This window comes from Peribacillus sp. B-H-3, from assembly GCF_048572925.1.
Lineage (GTDB): Bacteria > Bacillota > Bacilli > Bacillales > DSM-1321 > Peribacillus.
In genome coordinates this window covers 2,357,219-2,375,372 of record NZ_CP183879.1, presented here as the reverse complement: position 1 = coordinate 2,375,372, position 18,154 = coordinate 2,357,219, and the positions used below count along the sequence as shown (strand labels likewise).

The following is an 18,154-nucleotide window of genomic DNA, read 5'->3' as shown; positions in this document are numbered from 1 at the left end:
AGCAAGAAAAGAAGCAGAATTTTACCCGCTCCATTCATGGATGTACGAATGCCTATGATGACGGGATCGAATGCATACCTAAAGCGTATGATTCATATCATGTATCGAATCAGTCGAGAGGGAGAGGACGCAGATGTTGAAAATCACTCTAGAGGTCGCCAAAGTGTTGATTCACGCAGCGGAACTCCGGGCAAGGGAGCTCGGGATCGCGGAAGTGATCGCCATCGTAGACGATGGCGGGAATTTCGTTGCTTCTCATCGGATGGACCATGCCTGGCTGGCCAGTGTCGACATCGCCCATAATAAGGCATGGACGGCGGTCGCGCTAAAAATGCCCACGGCGAGCATTGCTCCGTTGGCGGTCCCAAACGGGGAGCTTTACGGGATCAATACGACCAACCACGGACGCGTGGTCGTGTTCGGAGGGGGGATTCCGTTGTCGTTCGAAGGGAGAATCGTCGGGGCGGTCGGCGCAAGCGGCAGTAAGGTCGCAAACGACATTGAGGTTTCGAAAGCGGCGGTCCGGGCTTTCGAAACCTATCCGAAGGCGCGGATCGGGTCTTCCTGGAGATTGCTGTAAACCTGGCGGTTTTAGCCCTATAACGAAACTAGGTCCCGCCAATATTGACGATAAATCAGCTAAACACATGGGGCTGTCCCTCAGGGTACAATACCCCGTGGCACAGCCCCTCTTCTCATGCCATCATTTAAGGCTTCAGGACGAATTTAATGCATTCGTCCGCATGGTTGTAAAAGGTGTTGTACGCGTTATGCGCCTGATTGAGCGGCACTTTATGCGTGATGATCTCCGTCGGATTGAACTCGCCTGCCATAATTTTTTGATACAGCATCGGCATGTAATGAATCACGGGCGCCTGTCCCATGGTCAGCTTCACGTTTCGTTCCCAAATGTTTCCGAACATGAACTGGTTGTATTTAGAACCGTATACCCCCGTCATCTGAATCGTGCCGAATTTCCGCACCGCATTCATCGCGATGTTGATCGGGCTGAGCGTTCCGCCAACCAGCTTGGCCTTCTGCTCTTCCTCCTCCAATGGCGTCTTCTTGCCGTCCATTCCGACGCAATCGATTACGACATCCGCACCCCCGCCCGTTATTTCTTTTATATGCAGCCCCATGTCTTCGAAATCTTCAAAGTTGAAGATTTCGACCTTATTCATTTTTTTGGCATGGTTCAGCCGGTACGGGAGATTGTCGACCGCGATGACCCGTTTGGCCCCTTTCATCCAGGCGAATTTTTGCGCCATCAAGCCGACGGGGCCGCAGCCGAGCACCACCACCGTATCCCCCTGCTTCACGCCGCTGTTGTCCACGCTCCAATAGGCCGTCGGTAGCACGTCGGACAGGAACAGGAGCTTCTCATCCTCCAATTCGCATGACTCTGGAATAACGAAAGGCATGAAATTGCCGTACGGCACGTAAAGCAATTCGGCTTGTCTGATGTGGATATTCAAAAAGGAATACTCGGATTATTCTAGTGCACCACAATATTTTATTTACATGAATTCTGAGTAAAATCCAAATCCAGCTTTCACTTTTTAGCGTTGTTTTGGAAGATGTATTATCATGTCTTTTTGAAGGCTTTTAATCATTCGCTCAGCCAGTTTCCAAATAAAAGAATTGGTGATAAAAGCAGGATAGTATCCCATTCTTTCTCGTATGAGGTTCTCTAAAACAAAACATTTCCGTGTCATTTTTTCATATTCGATAAACGTATATTGTTCCCCTTCCCTATATTCAAGAGCACCTTGTTTTATAGACTGAACAAAAATGTATCTCTGCTTATAGAGATTCGCTCGTTCTTTCCTTGCTAATTTCAATAGTAATACAAGCTCGATTATAGAAAAGCGCATAATTTCCCTGGTACTTTTAGATAAATCTTGTACAGTGGGCTGTAATTCAGGAAGAAAATCCTTACGTTTCCCCTTTTCCTGAATATCCTCTCTTGGTATTCCCAGTTCACAGAAATCACAATAGTAAGAGGAGAGCAATTGCTTTATCCCGCTTCCGCAAAAAGGACATGTTTTCATACTCCTTCACCTTTCTTTTATCAAATTCATCTTCTTAAAACGAGCTGTTTTTACGTATTATATTCCTTTATTATAGAACATATGTTCCTAGAAGTGAAGCGTAGAATGTCTCCCTATTACTATCTGAAGTCATATTTACAACCAGAAATTGGTTTATTGGCCTTTAGGCTAAATTAATAGAGGGTGGATTTTGATTGTTACATTAACTAACCTCCTATAATATAAAAATGCCCTCTTTTCAGAGAGCAGCAAGTAGATAAGATTATTCAACCCTTAAGGCCTTTCCAATGTATATTGTGTAGTTTCTACATTCTTTAGCTTGCTGAATTATACTGCCAAGTTGCATACTTAACTTGATACCGCGTCACCTTTCACCAAGGTATCATAAACAGGTGTCAACTAGGTTCGTAACTTCTGAATGGATATTCGTTAGGTATCTTTTAAACTACAGCATTATAGGATACCTCACCAAGTCCATCAAATTTCACTGATACATAGTCCCCTGCATTAAACAATACCGCCTCGGTTATTGCTCCAGAGAGTACAATTTCTCCCGCACGTAGCTTTTGTCCCTTCCTATGTGTTTATAAATATGACAAACTGCATCATTAAATTCTGGAGTACCTTTCAAAGTATAACCGTATTTGTTAATGTCTTTAGCATGCTGAACAAGCGCATCAACAACAAAAGGAGGCAGCGGTAAATCGGGACTTCTTACACTTAAACCAATTAAGTCTTTCCCTTTTTTATTTGCCTCATGTTTTCTGTTGGATAACTCTGTAAAGATACCTGTTGTGTATATCATGATTTTTTCTGATGGGGCTATACATGAACCATTCTCCTATCCTCAATACCTGTAAAACCAGTGCGGGCAACATGCTCATTATTTAAGTTTAAATATTCGAAAAACTTATACCAATACTTTTTTTCTTAAACCTGATATTCATTCCTATGAGAAGGGAAGTCAGGTCTTCTAAGGTTGAGGAAACCCGTAATGGGCCTGCATCTAGAGGCCGTAAACCGATTTTTTCCGCCAATGCCATCACTATCTCTTTTGCTTCCGGGCTGTCCCCTGCAACCAAGGTATCCCCGCTTAGTTCTTTATCCAGATCTTGCAAAAGGTAAGCTGAAATCGTATGGAATGCAGATACCACTTGCGTTTCTCCTCCTACCAATTCCTGTATTTTTTGTGCTACCGACCCTTCAGGAATTCGTTCCGTTGTCGGGGGTTTTCCTGGAATGAGTGCAACCGATGTATCTACAACGACTTTGCCTCTCACGATCCTATGCAACCCTTCCATAATTTCATCGATCGACCGAAACGGTATCGTTAAAATAATAACGTCTCCCTTATCTGCGGCTTGAAAATTGTCGAGACCTTCAATATTAATATCCGGATTTTTCTCTTTTATTTCATTAGCTGCATGTATTGCTTTTTCCATTGACCTTGATCCAAGTAAAATTTGATAACCTGCCTTCCCAAGCCGAAGCGCTAACCCTTTTCCTTGGTTTCCCGTGCCTCCAATAATACTTACACGCATAATATCACCTTCCAATTTGGTAGAATATCAATCCAAATGAGTTCAAAAAGTTTCCTGACCCGTCAGTAATCTATCAAAAATTTGATGTCTTTCCAGAAACTCTTTGGTTTTCGTCCCTTCTCCCATAGTCTGTAACAAAAGCAAATCCTCAACTGTATCTATGTCATAGGATAATGTATCACCATGGAAGATTGTGAACTCTACCCCTGCCTTTTTAGCCAAAAGACAATGCTTTTCCTTACTGTCTACCCCAAAAGCAGTAGGTATGACTCTAGGAGGGGATAATACTAATCCATTGGTTCCTATTCCTTTGCTACATGGAATAACAGAAACAGGAATATTTCTCACCATGTTCACCATATTCCCTACTTCATTCCCTGATATCAATGGGATATCTGACGGAAAAATGAAAAGTTGTTGAACATCGTCAGGTAGTGCATCCACGACAAACTTTATTGCTTGATTCATTCCTTGAACTTCTTTTTCATAAAAAATTTGAATGCCAAACTGTTGAGCTAAAACAATAGCCTGGGGATCACTCGTTACTATACCTAAAGCGCCAATTTCTGGTACCCTTGATAACGTATTCAGTACATCAAATAGCATCGATTGAACAAGGCAAGAGCGTTCATATAAAGAGAGCCAGTTTTTAAGCCTCGACTTTGCCCTGTTCATCGGTTTTTGCATAACAATGGTCATATTCACTGGTATCACTCCTTATAACGAACAATTCTATGTAAGCCGCCTTTATTACTCCTATAAATTCTTAATGATTCCCCTTTTTACAACGATTGTCCACTGAAAAAAGGGGAATTTTCACATTAACTTTCCCCAAAGAATAAAAGGAGGAGAGTTTACGCCCCAATGACCGATTCTATAGTTTCCTCAATATTAGAACCAAAGGTAAAAAGAACAGGGCAATCAATACCGGCCTCCCGGTAATCCCCAATCCGTTTGCGGACATGCTCAGGTGTACCAGCAGCTGCCAGATCATCGACTACCTCTTCCGTGATTAACTTTGCTCCTGCCTCCAAACCTCCTTTATTCACTGCTTCTTGTACCTTGGCCAGGTATTCTTCACTATATCCAGTTTCCTGGACGATATTTGGAAAGCGAGTCAAATACATCGCAATAAATGGCCGTACACGATCACGGGCCAAGTCGTGATCGCGATCTACAGAGGTGATGAGCCCAATCGCTCGATCAATTTCAGATAGGTCCCGACCTGTCCGCTTCGCACCTGTCGAGAGACGATCAATTGATCTGCGGACGTAATTGCAAGAAACAAAACCGTTCATCAGTACGCCATCAGCGGCCTCACCAGCATATTCCATAGCCTTTGGACCTGTGACGCCAAGATAGATTGGCATGGCTGGGCGGAAAGGGGTAAACTCCAGCTTGACATCTTGGACATTGACAAACTCTCCTTGGAAGTTAACTTCTTCTCCAGCAATGAGACCCTTAGCAACATGCAGATATTCACGGAGACGGGTGATCGGTTTAGCGAAGGTATGCCCCTGAGGTTCCAAAACCAACGGAGACCCGGGTCCAACACCAAAAATTGCCCGTCCACCCGAAAGTTCATCGAGGGTAGCATACGAAGTTGCCAGTATGACTGGATTGCGAGTAAAAACGTTAACAACCCCGGTACTGATTTTAATTTTTCGGGTAGTGGCAGCGATAGCTGCAGCCGGGACAAACCCATCTCTCGCAAAGCGGGTTTCCGCCACCCATGCAGATTCAAAGCCAAGAGATTCAGCAAACTGTGCAATTTTAACCATCTCAGGAACTGTCGGTTCACCAAGAAATGCAAGACCCATTCGTTTCATAAAGTCATTCCTCCTAATTTGGTTTATCATGATATCATATTATTTTTAAGTGAAGAGCATTTTTTTGCCTAGAATCACCTCCTCTAAAAGGGCATTTTCTTAATCTCCATCAATACAACCAGTTAAAATACTACATTTACACTCTCCTATTTTTTCAAACTGATGAACAACAGATAGCACTAAAACAAAGTTTCAATTTTTAAATGAAATGGGGATAAGTCGGATATTTGGTCATGAATTTAGATTTTTATATTAACGGAAGAGGTCCATTTCTCTTGGCCTTATTAAATCTTTACCGGTACCATTCCCATCAGGGTAAGAATAACCTCTAATGACTGCAACTGGCACCCCATCACTTTTTCCCATAACTAATTCAGCTGCGGAAGCAATCTGGTCAGCCACAGCTATTTCTGTTGCCTCTAACTTATTTCCAAATTGATCAAACTGACCTTTATAATCTTTGATTGCAAGCATCCCGCTAACACCTATAGCAATATTCGTTTGTCCATTGCGCCATGGGCGTCCAAAAGTATCGGAAATAATCACCGCCAATTCCACTTGGTAATAATTTTCAAGAGATTTTCTTATTTTTTCTGCGGTTGCGTCCGGATCCTTCGGTAATAACAGGGCCATCTCTTGGTTCTCAATATTTGAGCGGTCAATACCTGCATTGGCACAGATAAACCCGTGTTTTGTTTCCATGATAAGGACACGGTTGGTAATTTTTATTGGACTAGCGGATTCACTTAGGATCATCTCTATTTCATTTGCGGTTTTATCCGAAGATTCGGAAAGTTCTATCGCTAATGCTGATGGATGAAAATCTTCTACTGCTACTAAACAACCTTCTGCTTTGGAAACTATTTTTGAAGTGACAACAACAACATCTTTATACTCTAATTTTTCCCCTTGTTGATTGAGTGCCCTAATGATAAGATTTTCCAGGTTGTTTCCTTCTTTTATTGTAGGCAACCCTTCAACACCAATTATTTCAATTTGATTCATGAGACTACTTCCTTCATCTATAATTATTCTAGAATTTACTGATTAACAATATATTCATATGTTTTGTTTTAAAGCCTTTGCTTTGATATGGTCCGCAAATTCTACAACTTGGTTTGCCAAAGATTCCTTTTTTTCATCTGAGTCCATGATTGTATTTGTGACTAAAACTTCTAAACCTCTATTTTTCAATTCACTAAAGTACTGTTCATCTTGGAAATCAATAACGATGCCATCCAGGAGCCCCTCATAATAATCAACTATACCAGCAGGGGACACCTCAATATTCATATCTCTCATCATTCGATCTGCAGGACCTTTGATTACCCCTCCATTAACAATAGGGCTTACTGCCACTACCCTAGCCTTACTTTTCTTAATCGCATCCTTTATTACTGGTAAGGATAAAATGGGTCCAATACTCACCAAAGGGTTACTTGGAGCAAATAAAATAATATTAGCCTCCGCGATTTTCTCAAGAACTCCAGGTGAGGGAGAGGCATTGGCAGCTCCATGATATTCAATCTTTAAAACTTGATCAGACATTCTTCGCTGAATCAGATATTCTTGGAAATGGAAACGTCCTTCTGGAGTATGGATATACGAGGCAATCCGATCATTGGACATCGGGAGTATTTTTAATGAAATGCCTAATTTCTCACATAGTTCTTTTGTAATTTCAGTTAAGGAAATACGTTGACGTAATAAATGCGTTCGATAAATATGTGTAGCTAAATCTTTGTCTCCTAAGTTAAACCAGCAATCTTGATCATAAAGGTTTTTAAAGACATTTTGAGTGTTATAGGTTTCATCTTTAAAACCCCAACCTTGCTCATGAATGAGACCCGCTAGTGTATAAAGATTAATATCAATGTCGGGTGAAATATAAAGTCCAAATCTTTCAAAGTCATCTCCCGTATTAATAACAACCGTAACATCCTCTTTATGTTTAGAAGATGCTAGGCCTTTAACGAATTTTGATCCTCCGACCCCTCCGGCTAATGTTAATATCATGATTTCAGCACCTTTCTTTCTATATTGTAAGAGGAAAAACAATAGATAGTTTCCAAATATTTTTTGTTAAACAACTATTATATATTTCTAAAATTCTTCTTGAATTTTAGTTGTGCTATAGTTCTATTTTTTAATACAGACCATAATATTACAAAAAAGACCGTATTTAGTACTCCTTTAATTAGGTTAAAAGGGATGTACACTGGAAGTAAAAGAGACTGTACTTCTTTAAAGGGAGTACCAAATTCTATAGGCACGATCATCATATTCAATGGAATCATGATCAATGCCATAGCAATCGAACCTGCGACTCCAGAAACCACAATGTTAATTTTTTTGTTAACAAAAGACATGACTAGCAAAAAAGTGGCAGATGCACAAAAGTTCATAAAAATTCCAAATATACTGCTGCCATTCGTAATGAAAAATATAAGATTCTTTACTGTTAAAGCCATTAATCCTGCGACTGGCCCATACACAATAGTAGCTATCATTAATGGAATATCACTAGGCTCAAATTTCAAATAGGGAGCTGCTGGGATGATTGGAAAACCCAACCACATTAGTACAAATGAAAGGGCCCCTGCCATACCGAGAAAAACCAGTTTATAAATTGACACTTCCTCCATCTCCTTTGCTCTGAGTTAGTGGCAGCTAATTAGAGTAGAAAACCCCTTGCAAATTAAGGGGTTTTCTGTTTTAACTGTTATTGTTATAAAAATTACAGCTGATTTACATCCAGTCGCCACCAAACTTAACTGAACTAATAAATTTATTCGCTTATTTTATGGGAGATTTACTTTGCCCAAAGGTTTCCAACACCCCAACATATTCTTTTCTCTCTGGGTATTTATAGGTTTTTAGTTTGCTTGTTTTCTTCCCTAGATCAACAATGGATTCAGCAAATTTCACAGCCGCTGTTACCCCATCAAGAACCGGTACACCTAACTCTTTTTCAAGGCTATCAGCAAATTCGGCCATGCCTGCGCAGCCAAGTAAAATAGCCTCTGCTTTATCTTCCTCCACAGCTCTTATTCCTTCCTGCCTTAACGTTTCAATGCCACCTTCAGGATCTCTTTCAAAATCAAGGACTCCTAAAGGAGTACATCTAATATTTAAAACACGTTTACTCATTCCATAGGAATCAACGAGGTCTTCCAACATCGTTTTAATTCTTGGTAACACCGTTACAATCGAAAATCTTGCAGCAAGCATGGATGCTAAATAAAGTGATGCTTCAGCAATACCTACAACAGGTTTATCTGTTACTTCTCTTGCCGCATGAAGACCAGGGTCGCCATAACAGGCAATAACATAGGCATCTACCCCTTCTTCCTCCCCCTTTTTAACCTCTTCCAGCACCCCAGGGATGCTTAAGTACTCATCATAAAAGGATTCAATAGAGGCCGGGCCCATTTTGGGACTAACTGCAAGTATTTGTGTATCAGGCCGTGAGGCAGATTTGGCTGCATGTTCAATTCCTTTTGTCATCTCCAAAGTGGTATTCGGATTGATTACTTTAATTTTCATTTATTTTTCCTCCCCAACTATTTCATCATTTTTTTATCCAAAATCAGTTAACATATTTCTACTTCTTATTGCATTTGAATCTAGATGTTGGGATTGGGTATTGCTAATTGAATCTTTCATTTGTTTTTATTTAAGTAAAACTTGATTTTCACCTTCACCTACTGTTACAGACTGGCTTTGGCTTGAACGCATCAAGAAATAATAGGCAAATCCGCCAACTATTATCCCCAAAAACCAGTTATAAGTATAAAGAGACTGTAGTGCAGGAACGACAAGTCCAATTAAGGCGACAATGACCCCTAATCCCATTGCAATAAATGCCCGCGGATTCCATCCGTTTCTATAGGTATAATGCCCTTCCTTTACGAAGAAACTATTTAAATCATAATTTCTGTTTTTTATTAAATAGTAATCTACGATCATAATTCCTGCTACGGGTCCTAAAGCTCCTCCAATTGCTCCCGCAATATTAAAAACTGAAGTTGCATTATTAAACCAGAGCCATGGTGCAAAAAATACACCAATCACAATTGAAATAAAACCAGCTTTTACAAAATTGAGTTTACTAGGAATTAAATTGATTAAATCGTATGCCGGAGATACGACGTTTGCTACGACATTTACAGAGAGCGTTGCAATCAATAAGGCGATTGCCCCCAATAAGACCACAATAGGATGACCCTTAAAATGAAGCAGAAGTTGTACCGGATCGGTGATTGGTTTGCCAAAAGCAAAGACTGTTCCCACGGTAATGATGATGCTCATGAAACCAAAAAACGTCATCATCACTGGTAACCCTATAGCCTGGCCGATTGCTTGGTCCTTTTGGCTTTTGGCAAAACGTGTGAGGTCAGGAATGTTTAATACCAAGGTAGCAAATCCACCTATCATCCCGGTAACACCGATGAAAAAGTTTTTCCAAAATTCCCCTCCAGAAAGTTTTGCCGGTACTGAGAAAATGGGTCCGATACCATGTGCTACTTTTATAGCCCAAAAAACCAATCCTAAAGCTAACACAATGACTAATGGGCCAGCCCACAATTCAAAATTCCTAACCCGCTCCATCCCATGTGAAATCACCCAGGCATGCAGCAGCCAGAATATCGTAAAGCCTATCCAATCATTTAGCCCCATCCCCAAAAACGTGTGGGTTCCAAGGGAAACCCATCCAGGATAAACTACACTAATGACTGCACCAACTGCTTTACTACCTACATACGTCTGTACCGAAAACCAAAAAATGGCTATAAAAGCTCGAATTAAAACAGGGACATGGGCCCCTTTAAAGCCAAACGATGCCCTTATCAAAACAGGGAATGGTATACCATATTTGGTACCCGCAGAACTGTTGAACCAAAGCGCCACAATCAAGAATACGTTAGAAAGTATAACAGCAGCCAATGCTTGCCAAGTGCTCATTCCAATTGCGATCAAGCTTCCTGCAAGCTCATATGAAACAATATTGTGAATCATGCCCATCCAAACCATCGTGTAAGATGGCCAGCCCCAATTTCTCTTTACCTTAGGAACTGGCGCGAATCTTCATTATATAAAGATGGATCCGGATTAATAACGCTGTCGGAATTTGTTTCCAAACAGACCACCTCACTAAAATTTTTTATTAGACATTATATGGTGTTAGCACCTTTCGTGGATAAAACATCTTATAAGATTCCTCGTGGCAGATAATGGTATGAAATTATTATAAAATATTAAATATTCTGATAATGTTATCTGTATAAAATCCTTGTATGGCAGTCAATTGACCGCCATACAAATTTATATATGTCTGAGAATCGTTTCATAAAGTACATTTGTTCCTAAGGCAATATCATCTATTTCTGCCCATTCTTTTGGCTGATGGCTGATTCCGTTTCGGCAGCGTACAAACACCATACATATTTCTGTAATTTCTGCAAGAAACATAGCGTCATGTCCTGCCCCGCTAACCATTATCGGGGCATTGATACTCAGTTCCTTACACGTCAGGTTTAATGACTGGATAAGTTTGTCTGAACATTTAACAGGTTCCGCCTCCACATTTTTTTCAATTAAAAACTTCAAACCTCTAACTCTGCTTACGTGTTCAATCTTTTTCTCCACTTTTTGAATAATATCATTTCGTCTTTCCAAATCTATATCCCGTATATCAAGTGTGAATTCCACTGATTCAGGGATAATGTTCGTTCCCCCAGGAAAAACGGAAATTCTGCCAACAGTTCCTACGGTGGCTGCATCTGGATCACTCATACAAAGAGTTTCAACCTCTTTAATGACTTCGGCAGCGCCTATCATCGGGTCTCTTCTTAGGCTCATCGGAACAGTTCCAGCGTGTCCTGCTTCCCCAATTAGCTTTACATTAAACCACGAAGGACCTGCAATACCGCTGACAATCCCAATGGGATAATCGTTCCTATCCAAAAAAGGGCCCTGTTCAATATGCATTTCAAAATAACACTTTATGTCCCCGGGATTTCTTATAGATTCGTTCATTAAATCCGGATTAATGTCAAATCCGAAACTTTTTAACGCATCGTACCTGATTACGAGGTTATCATCTACCTTATTTAAATCATCTTTTTTTACTCTTCCAACCATCCCCCTGCTGCCGAACAGTCCATCATTGAACCGGGAGCCTTCTTCTTCACAAAATGCAACGACTTCAATTGGATAATCATGGTCTATACCTGACTCTTGAATCGCCTGAACCACTTCGATTCCTCCGAGTACACCAATTACGCCATCAAACTTACCGCCATTACGCACGGAGTCAATATGAGAGCCAATCATGACAGGTGGAAGATTGGGATTCCTCCCCTCCTTTCTTCCAATTAAGTTTCCAAAATGATCGTGGGTCACAATTAGACCTGCCTCTTTCATCCATTTAGAAACTAAAAGGTTAGCTTCTCGATCTTCAGCTGACAAAGCAAGCCGCTGAACGCCATTATCGGCAGTTTTCCCAATTTCGCCAAGTTGTTCTATGTGGAGCTTTAACCTATCTTTGTTGATCACGACTGTTTTCATCATAGCCTCCAGTTATAAACTCTAACGATTTCTTAATTCATTTGTTTTCTCATAATCTATTTTTTCTTGCTCAGTAATGACCACTCTGTATTCATGTAAAGCAATTTCTTTCGAAATGAATTCATCCAAGAAATCGGCCAGCACCTTTTCAGGAGTCCTTTCAAATGGATTGCCATAGCCGCCGCCGCAAGGGCCCACAAGTTGGATCGTGCTTCCTTCTGTTGCCTTTCTATTTGGCAGTTTTGAAGGCAGCTTCACTACTTTTCCTGTCTCCATGTCACGGATGGATAAGCTTCCAACAGAACCGGATTTTCCTTCATCAAAGCCCCATGGCGCAAATTTATATCCATCAGCCTCGACTGAAAAGCTTCCGTCTGCCAAGAAAGTCACTTCCCGAATAGAGCCGATTCCCCCGCGCCACTTACCAGGTGCACTAACGTTATCCCTTAACTCATAACGGTTAACCCTTAGAGGATAGTGGGATTCAATATCTTCAATCGGATTGTTTCTGGTGTTGGCATATAATGTATCGACTGCATCCATACCATCTTTTCCAAAGCGGCCGCCGTAACTTCCCTCCATAATATCCATGTACACCCAATAATTTTCGTCTTCACTCTTCCCGCTAAACGCAACCACTTGAAGATTGCCTACACCTGCACTCACCTGATGTGGGACGACCTGTGACAAAGCCTTCATCAATGTATCCGCCACGATATTTCCTGAGTTGAAACGGGCGATTGTCGGCGCCGGAAAAATCGGATTACATAATGTACCCTTTGGTGCGACAATCTTTATTGGCCTTGTGAGTCCTGTATTTTGCGGGAAATTCCCATAAATAGTCGAGTCAAGTAAAATGGAACGAAGAGTCAGATAAACGGCAATATCAACAGTACCCACTAATGGCATATTGATTGGTTTATCTGAAACTTGAGGGGAAGTCCCTGTCAAGTCAACGGTTAAATCACTTCCATCCACCTTGACCGTTACTTTAATTCTTAATTCCTTTTTGGAAGGATCTTCACTATCCAAATACCCATCTAAATAGCCTTCAGCAGAATACTCACCATCAGGGAGCTTTTTAATCGCATCTCTCATCATTTTCTCTGAATAGTTCATTAATTCCTCACTAGCTGCTCGAACAGTTTCCAACCCGAATTTTTCAATAATTTCGATATAGCGTTGTGCACCGATTCTAGCAGCGGCGATTTGCGCTTCCATATCCCCTACAACTAGCTTTGGCGCGCGGATATTATCCTTTAAGAAATCCCAAATATAGCGGTTTTTCACGCCTTTTTCATACACTTTTATCGCCTTGAATTGAAGCCCTTCTGCATATGCATCCACCGCATCTACTATGCCGCAGCTGCCAGGCGTGGATGCCCCGATATCTAAATGGTGAGCAGTGGTGACAGAAAAGCCAATGAGTTCATCCTGATAAAATACAGGAATACAGAATCCAACATCCGGTCCATGCGATGCTCCATGATAGGGGGAATTGTGCATAATGACATCACCAGGATAGAAGGTGTCGTTTCGCTCTTCCATAATTTCCCTAATACCCGATACATATCCTGGAATTGGGCCTGATTGCAACGGTGTACTATGCGAAGATTCACATAATTGTTGTCCTTTAAAATCCACTAGTGCGCAGCCGAAATCCTCTGATTCCCGAATAATACTGGAATAGGACATCCGGGCGAGCTTGTGGCCCATCTCCACAGCAACATTCTCCAGTGCACCAAGGACTACCTGAACGGTAATGGGATCAATTTTCTTAACTTCTGTACTAACTTCACTCATGATTTATACACCTACCTTGATAATTATATTTCCGTATTCTTCGATATAAGCGGTACAGTTTGGAGGAATAACAGTTGTCGTATCTTTTTGAAGGGCGATGCACGGCCCGCTGAATTCGACTCCAACAGGAATCCTTTCCCTCTGATAAAATTTGGTTTCTACTTTTTCAAGATTACCATTGATATTAAAAATGGTTTCACCCGTTTTTACCAATGCATCCTCTAACGTATTTTCATGATGGATAACCTGCTTTTCGATTTTTGGCATGTATCCTAAACCAGTAACACGGATATTGACAAACTCAATAGGGCTTTCAAGGAAATTATGGCCATACTCGATTCGATGACTTTCGTGGAAATTATCCAAAGCTTCGATAATCGTTACCTTGTTAAGAGGTCCATTTGGCAAATCCACACGCAGTTCATATCCCTGACCGGCGTAACGGCAATCCGCACTTCTTTGGATCTGAATATTCTCCTCAGAAACACCATCATCTTTTAATTGTTGAATCAACTGGCTTTCTAATACGGAGAAATCTTCATTCAAACGATCAAAATCAAGATTGTTGCTTAACATAAATTCCGTTTTGATGACGTCATACTTTAAATCTGTTGTAAGCAGGCCAGTGGCAGAGTTAATTCCTGGATATAACGGAATAATGACCTCTGGTATATTTAAAATTTGTGCCACATCTACAGCGTGAAGAGGACCTGCACCGCCAAACGCAACCAAGGAGAATTCGCGCGGATCCTCGCCCTTTTGAATTGTTTTTTCCCGAATCGCATTGGCCATATTGTTATTCATGATCTGAAGGATGCCTTCTGCCGTCCTTTCTCGGGAAAGCCCCAATTTTTCCGCTAATTCATCAATGACCTTATAGGCAGCATTCGTGTAAATTTTCATTTCGCCGCCAAGGAAATTGTGCTCGTCGATTCTTCCAAGCACTACGTTCGCATCACTTACAGTAGGCTTTAACCCGCCGTGGCCATAACAGGCTGGTCCCGGGCGAGAACCTGCGCTTCTCGGTCCAACCTTAAACGCTCCGCCTTCATCGATATGAGCAATACTTCCCCCACCTGCTCCAATCGTATGAATATCGATCATCGGTACCATGACCGGATAACCCGCAATCCAGGTGTCCCGAGCAGATGATTCGCTGTAGCCGCTATCTGTGATAATACCAATGTCAGCACTTGTGCCGCCTACGTCGAAAGTAATCAACTTTTGACGGTTTGTCAGTTCTCCGGCCCATGCTCCCCCAAGAATACCGGCTGCTGGACCAGACAACAGTGTATTTACAGGCTTCTCTGATACGGTTTTAGGAGTTGCGACTCCGCCGTTTGAACACATGATATGAAGCTCTGCAGGGATGCCTGAATCCTTTAACTGTTGTTCAAGACTTTGAATGTAGTTTTTTACTTTTGGTCCTACAAAACCGTTAATCGAAGCGGTCGTAAACCGTTCAAATTCGCGGAATTGTGGTGATACTTCTGATGAAACGGTAATAAAAGCCTCAGGGTATTCATCTTCAATAATTTCTTTAACCCGCTGCTCATGTGCAGGATTAATATAGGAAAATAAGAAGTTGACAATAATGGAATCAACTCCTTTTTCCTTTAAGGTGGCAACCGCTCCCCGAACCTGCTCTTCATTTAATGGAGTAATGACCTGATCTTTCACAGGACCCATTCTTTCTGCAACTGCCACTCGATTCCTTCGTTGTACCAACGGTCTATCCTGCCAGGGGATTTCCTGCATAATGGAATAATTCTGCGGTCTTTGATGACGTCCGATGTGTATAATGTCACGATAACCTTCTGTGGTGATCATACCAGTGTTTGCACCGTCATTCTCAAGAATGGCGTTTGTTGCAATCGTTGTTCCATGAAAAACATGGTCAATTTGATGTTTATCAATATTTTGACGTTCACAAAGTTCGAGTATTCCTTGAACAACCCCGTTAGATGGATCTTCTAAAGTGGTTGGAACTTTGTGAATCGCTGTTATCCTTTTTTCAGTATCGCTGTAGATGACATCTGTAAAAGTCCCACCTACGTCTACGCCAAATAGTTTCATAATGGACTGTCCTCCTTAGTTAATTTACTCATTGTTAATAATGCAAGAATCGTGCCAAACTATAAAACTCATATAATAAGGCTTATATTAAAATAAATCTCAACGAAATTGCAATTCTGCAATTTAGTGTGTATTCCCACTGTTCATTTATTTTGAAATATTCAGAATATAGTAGGTGAAAATTAATAGATTGCATAGTCACAACGTAAATTGCAATTTTGCAATATTGATTTTATACTTCTGCACTTTTCTTGTCATCGTAGAGGCATCTACCCCTAATTTTTTACTTGCTTCCTTCATGGTTGACGACGTTTCCAGAGCTTCGATTATCATTAGTTTTTCTAATTTTTCCATTTCGTGCTTTAAATTTCCTCTATATAAATGGTCACCTTTAGTTGATATCTTTAAAAATTTTTCTGGAAATCCTTGAGCCCTATGTCCTCACCGTGCGATGTCACAACGAGCCTTTCAATCATGTTCTGCAGTTCCCTTACATTTCCCTTCCACTCATACTCAGTAAAAATTTGCACCACTTCTTTATCAATCGTTTTAAACTGCATGTATTTGTCACAAATTTTTTTTAAGAAATGACTAATAAGAAAAGGAATATCTTCTTTTCGTTCTGATAATGGCGGAATCGTTATCGGAATAACCACCAAGCGATAGTATAAATCTTCACGGAAGGTTCCCTGCTTGACCATCTCGTCTAAATTACGATTTGTCGCTGCGATAAATCGCACATCAACATTTACAGGTTTTGTTTCTCCAAGGGGGATAAATTGTTTCTCCTGTAACAAATGAAGTAATTTTGCTTGTACATTCAGAGGCAATTCGCCAATTTCATCCAAAAATAGAGTCCCCGTATGGGCCGCAAGGGCTAATCCTTTTTTCCCCTCTTTATTTCCGCCAGTAAACGTGCCCTTTGCATAGCCAAACAACTCCGACTCCATTATGCTCTCTGGTATCGCTCCACAATTGACTTTTACAAAAGGAGCATTTTTTCTATTACTTAAATCATGAATCGTTCGAGCCACAACTTCTTTTCCTACGCCTGTTTCTCCATGCAAAAAAATAGTGGCATCCACATCCGCAACCCTGCAGGCAAGGTCATATACCTTTTCCATTGCCTTTGATTTCACAATCATTTCCTTATTATTTTGTTGTAGAATCCTCATTTCCGTCTGGTAATATTCCAGCTCTATTTTTGTCTCTTCTAATTTTTTTTGAAGATTAGCCACCTCTGTTATATCTTTTGATATATTAATTACTTTACTTAAAGTTCCGTCCGGATTAAAAATGGGATTACCTTCTACCATTAAACGGCGCCCTGATTTCGTCATTTGATTCATAGTAATTTTTCGCTTATTTTTAATGACGTGCTGTGTCGAGGATCGATCAATGATACCCTTTTTCTCTAAAACAGAAGCAGATTTTCCTATAAAATCAGCTTCCTTTACACCTAATATTTGCTCACAAGCATTATTGACACGTAAAACCCTTCCCTCTGCGTCTGTAATGGTGACCAATTCCCCGCTTAAGTTCATAAACGCTTCCAGTTCTTGTTTTATTTCAATTAACTTAGGAGAGTTATAAATAAAGTTCTCATAGACCTTTTTATCCAAAAGTATCATTCCACCAAGTTCCCCTATTTTCAGTGAACTACACATGATACACAATTCATTTGTAAAAGTGTAATTCCTTATCTCAAAACCACCCTCTTTTATCACTTTTATAATATTACTTCCAGGCAACACATCTTGAATCGGTTTATTATAGGGTTTCTTTAGATTAAGAGTTGTTTCACATATTGGGTTAGCGTAATGAATTTCACCTTTGAAATCTACTAAAAGCAAGCCAAAAGGAATATTTTCTCCTAAACGGTTTAACGATAACAAGTTTCCATCTCCTTTTATCTTTTAAAATCATTTATAAATACACTTGTTATAAATACTTTATAATATTCAGTTAATAAATGACGGATTCCTTCAATGATTGTTGAAAATTAGTATGAGACCGATAATTTAGGATCAAATTGAGTATTTATGCAAATTGAATCTCTTAATTCCGTTGTTTGTAGAAATTCTGTGCAATTTATGTGTAATCTATATTTTTATGAATACTGATGGAGATAAGGGTAGGGTGTACAGTTTATCTTTATTTAAGTATTTTTCCCATACACTCCATATTGTGTAAAATTTAATTAACAACAATGGGATGTTTGCCGTTAATTTTTCATTTTCCTGGCCAATTTCGTATTAAGTGGAGAAATAACTTCTTGTTCCAT

The 18,154-nt window shown here is 40.4% G+C and carries 16 protein-coding genes and 1 pseudogene; 1 reads left to right on the top strand and 16 read right to left on the bottom strand.

Annotation, left to right across the window (positions count from 1 at the left end; genetic code table 11):
- The first annotated feature begins 133 nt into the window (after window positions 1-133).
- Complete coding sequence (locus ACN6MY_RS11725; RefSeq protein ID WP_419880370.1) at window positions 134-580, top strand: GlcG/HbpS family heme-binding protein; 447 nt, start codon at window positions 134-136, stop codon at window positions 578-580.
- 127 nt (window positions 581-707) lie between these two features.
- Here the strand turns inward: ACN6MY_RS11725 and ACN6MY_RS11720 are convergent.
- The 16 genes and pseudogenes from ACN6MY_RS11720 to ACN6MY_RS11645 form a co-directional block, all read right to left on the bottom strand.
- Window positions 708-1,457, bottom strand: a pseudogene (locus ACN6MY_RS11720) (zinc-binding dehydrogenase); the annotation flags it as partial.
- A gap of 102 nt (window positions 1,458-1,559) precedes the next feature.
- Window positions 1,560-2,051, bottom strand: a complete 492-nt coding sequence (locus ACN6MY_RS11715) for a hypothetical protein (protein ID WP_419880369.1) — start codon at window positions 2,049-2,051, stop codon at window positions 1,560-1,562.
- A gap of 526 nt (window positions 2,052-2,577) precedes the next feature.
- Window positions 2,578-2,856: a hypothetical protein gene (locus ACN6MY_RS11710; protein WP_419880368.1), complete on the bottom strand. Its 279-nt coding sequence runs from the start codon at window positions 2,854-2,856 to the stop codon at window positions 2,578-2,580.
- A gap of 88 nt (window positions 2,857-2,944) precedes the next feature.
- A complete protein-coding gene (npdG, locus tag ACN6MY_RS11705; protein WP_419880367.1) occupies window positions 2,945-3,607 on the bottom strand; it encodes an NADPH-dependent F420 reductase in 663 nt (220 codons plus the stop codon).
- Window positions 3,608-3,634: 27 nt separating this feature from the next.
- Window positions 3,635-4,291 (bottom strand): 2-phospho-L-lactate guanylyltransferase, encoded by a 657-nt coding sequence (gene cofC, locus ACN6MY_RS11700; RefSeq protein ID WP_419884146.1) that lies wholly within the window; start codon window positions 4,289-4,291, stop codon window positions 3,635-3,637.
- Window positions 4,292-4,446: 155 nt separating this feature from the next.
- On the bottom strand, window positions 4,447-5,421 hold the full coding sequence (locus tag ACN6MY_RS11695) for an LLM class flavin-dependent oxidoreductase (RefSeq protein ID WP_419880366.1): 975 nt from the start codon (window positions 5,419-5,421) through the stop codon (window positions 4,447-4,449).
- A 252-nt stretch (window positions 5,422-5,673) separates the two neighbouring features.
- Window positions 5,674-6,426: a coenzyme F420-0:L-glutamate ligase gene (gene cofE / locus ACN6MY_RS11690; protein WP_419880365.1), complete on the bottom strand. Its 753-nt coding sequence runs from the start codon at window positions 6,424-6,426 to the stop codon at window positions 5,674-5,676.
- Between the two features lie 54 nt (window positions 6,427-6,480).
- Complete coding sequence (gene cofD, locus ACN6MY_RS11685; protein WP_419880364.1) at window positions 6,481-7,437, bottom strand: 2-phospho-L-lactate transferase; 957 nt, start codon at window positions 7,435-7,437, stop codon at window positions 6,481-6,483.
- 77 nt (window positions 7,438-7,514) lie between these two features.
- Window positions 7,515-8,057: an ECF transporter S component gene (locus tag ACN6MY_RS11680; RefSeq protein WP_419880363.1), complete on the bottom strand. Its 543-nt coding sequence runs from the start codon at window positions 8,055-8,057 to the stop codon at window positions 7,515-7,517.
- 160 nt (window positions 8,058-8,217) lie between these two features.
- Window positions 8,218-8,967, bottom strand: coding sequence for an aspartate/glutamate racemase family protein (locus ACN6MY_RS11675; RefSeq protein ID WP_419880362.1), 750 nt, complete (start codon window positions 8,965-8,967; stop codon window positions 8,218-8,220).
- A 126-nt stretch (window positions 8,968-9,093) separates the two neighbouring features.
- On the bottom strand, window positions 9,094-10,446 hold the full coding sequence (locus ACN6MY_RS11670; protein WP_419880361.1) for an NCS1 family nucleobase:cation symporter-1: 1,353 nt from the start codon (window positions 10,444-10,446) through the stop codon (window positions 9,094-9,096).
- Window positions 10,447-10,746: 300 nt separating this feature from the next.
- On the bottom strand, window positions 10,747-11,994 hold the full coding sequence (locus tag ACN6MY_RS11665; protein ID WP_419880360.1) for a hydantoinase/carbamoylase family amidase: 1,248 nt from the start codon (window positions 11,992-11,994) through the stop codon (window positions 10,747-10,749).
- An 18-nt stretch (window positions 11,995-12,012) separates the two neighbouring features.
- Window positions 12,013-13,794, bottom strand: coding sequence for a hydantoinase B/oxoprolinase family protein (locus ACN6MY_RS11660; RefSeq protein ID WP_419880359.1), 1,782 nt, complete (start codon window positions 13,792-13,794; stop codon window positions 12,013-12,015).
- Window positions 13,795-13,797: 3 nt separating this feature from the next.
- Entirely contained in the window at window positions 13,798-15,870 is a 2,073-nt protein-coding gene (locus ACN6MY_RS11655; protein ID WP_419880358.1) for a hydantoinase/oxoprolinase family protein, read from the bottom strand.
- Between the two features lie 198 nt (window positions 15,871-16,068).
- A complete protein-coding gene (locus tag ACN6MY_RS11650) occupies window positions 16,069-16,203 on the bottom strand; it encodes a helix-turn-helix domain-containing protein (RefSeq protein ID WP_419884145.1) in 135 nt (44 codons plus the stop codon).
- A gap of 71 nt (window positions 16,204-16,274) precedes the next feature.
- The gene (locus ACN6MY_RS11645; RefSeq protein ID WP_419880357.1) at window positions 16,275-17,765 is read right to left on the bottom strand and encodes a sigma 54-interacting transcriptional regulator; all 1,491 of its coding nucleotides are present in this window, start codon (window positions 17,763-17,765) and stop codon (window positions 16,275-16,277) included.
- Window positions 17,766-18,154: the final 389 nt, after the last annotated feature.

What these genes read in the sequence shown, in the direction of transcription:
- ACN6MY_RS11725 (WP_419880370.1), top strand. Translation starts at nt 134, where the DNA reads ATGTTGAAAATCACTCTAGAGGTCGCCAAAGTGTTGATTCACGCAGCG.
- ACN6MY_RS11715 (WP_419880369.1), bottom strand. Translation starts at nt 2,051, where the DNA reads ATGAAAACATGTCCTTTTTGCGGAAGCGGGATAAAGCAATTGCTCTCC.
- ACN6MY_RS11710 (WP_419880368.1), bottom strand. Translation starts at nt 2,856, where the DNA reads ATGATATACACAACAGGTATCTTTACAGAGTTATCCAACAGAAAACAT.
- cofC (WP_419884146.1), bottom strand. Translation starts at nt 4,291, where the DNA reads ATGACCATTGTTATGCAAAAACCGATGAACAGGGCAAAGTCGAGGCTT.
- ACN6MY_RS11695 (WP_419880366.1), bottom strand. Translation starts at nt 5,421, where the DNA reads ATGAAACGAATGGGTCTTGCATTTCTTGGTGAACCGACAGTTCCTGAG.
- cofE (WP_419880365.1), bottom strand. Translation starts at nt 6,426, where the DNA reads ATGAATCAAATTGAAATAATTGGTGTTGAAGGGTTGCCTACAATAAAA.
- cofD (WP_419880364.1), bottom strand. Translation starts at nt 7,437, where the DNA reads ATGATATTAACATTAGCCGGAGGGGTCGGAGGATCAAAATTCGTTAAA.
- ACN6MY_RS11675 (WP_419880362.1), bottom strand. Translation starts at nt 8,967, where the DNA reads ATGAAAATTAAAGTAATCAATCCGAATACCACTTTGGAGATGACAAAA.
- ACN6MY_RS11670 (WP_419880361.1), bottom strand. Translation starts at nt 10,446, where the DNA reads ATGGGCATGATTCACAATATTGTTTCATATGAGCTTGCAGGAAGCTTG.
- ACN6MY_RS11665 (WP_419880360.1), bottom strand. Translation starts at nt 11,994, where the DNA reads ATGATGAAAACAGTCGTGATCAACAAAGATAGGTTAAAGCTCCACATA.
- ACN6MY_RS11660 (WP_419880359.1), bottom strand. Translation starts at nt 13,794, where the DNA reads ATGAGTGAAGTTAGTACAGAAGTTAAGAAAATTGATCCCATTACCGTT.
- ACN6MY_RS11655 (WP_419880358.1), bottom strand. Translation starts at nt 15,870, where the DNA reads ATGAAACTATTTGGCGTAGACGTAGGTGGGACTTTTACAGATGTCATC.
- ACN6MY_RS11650 (WP_419884145.1), bottom strand. Translation starts at nt 16,203, where the DNA reads ATGATAATCGAAGCTCTGGAAACGTCGTCAACCATGAAGGAAGCAAGT.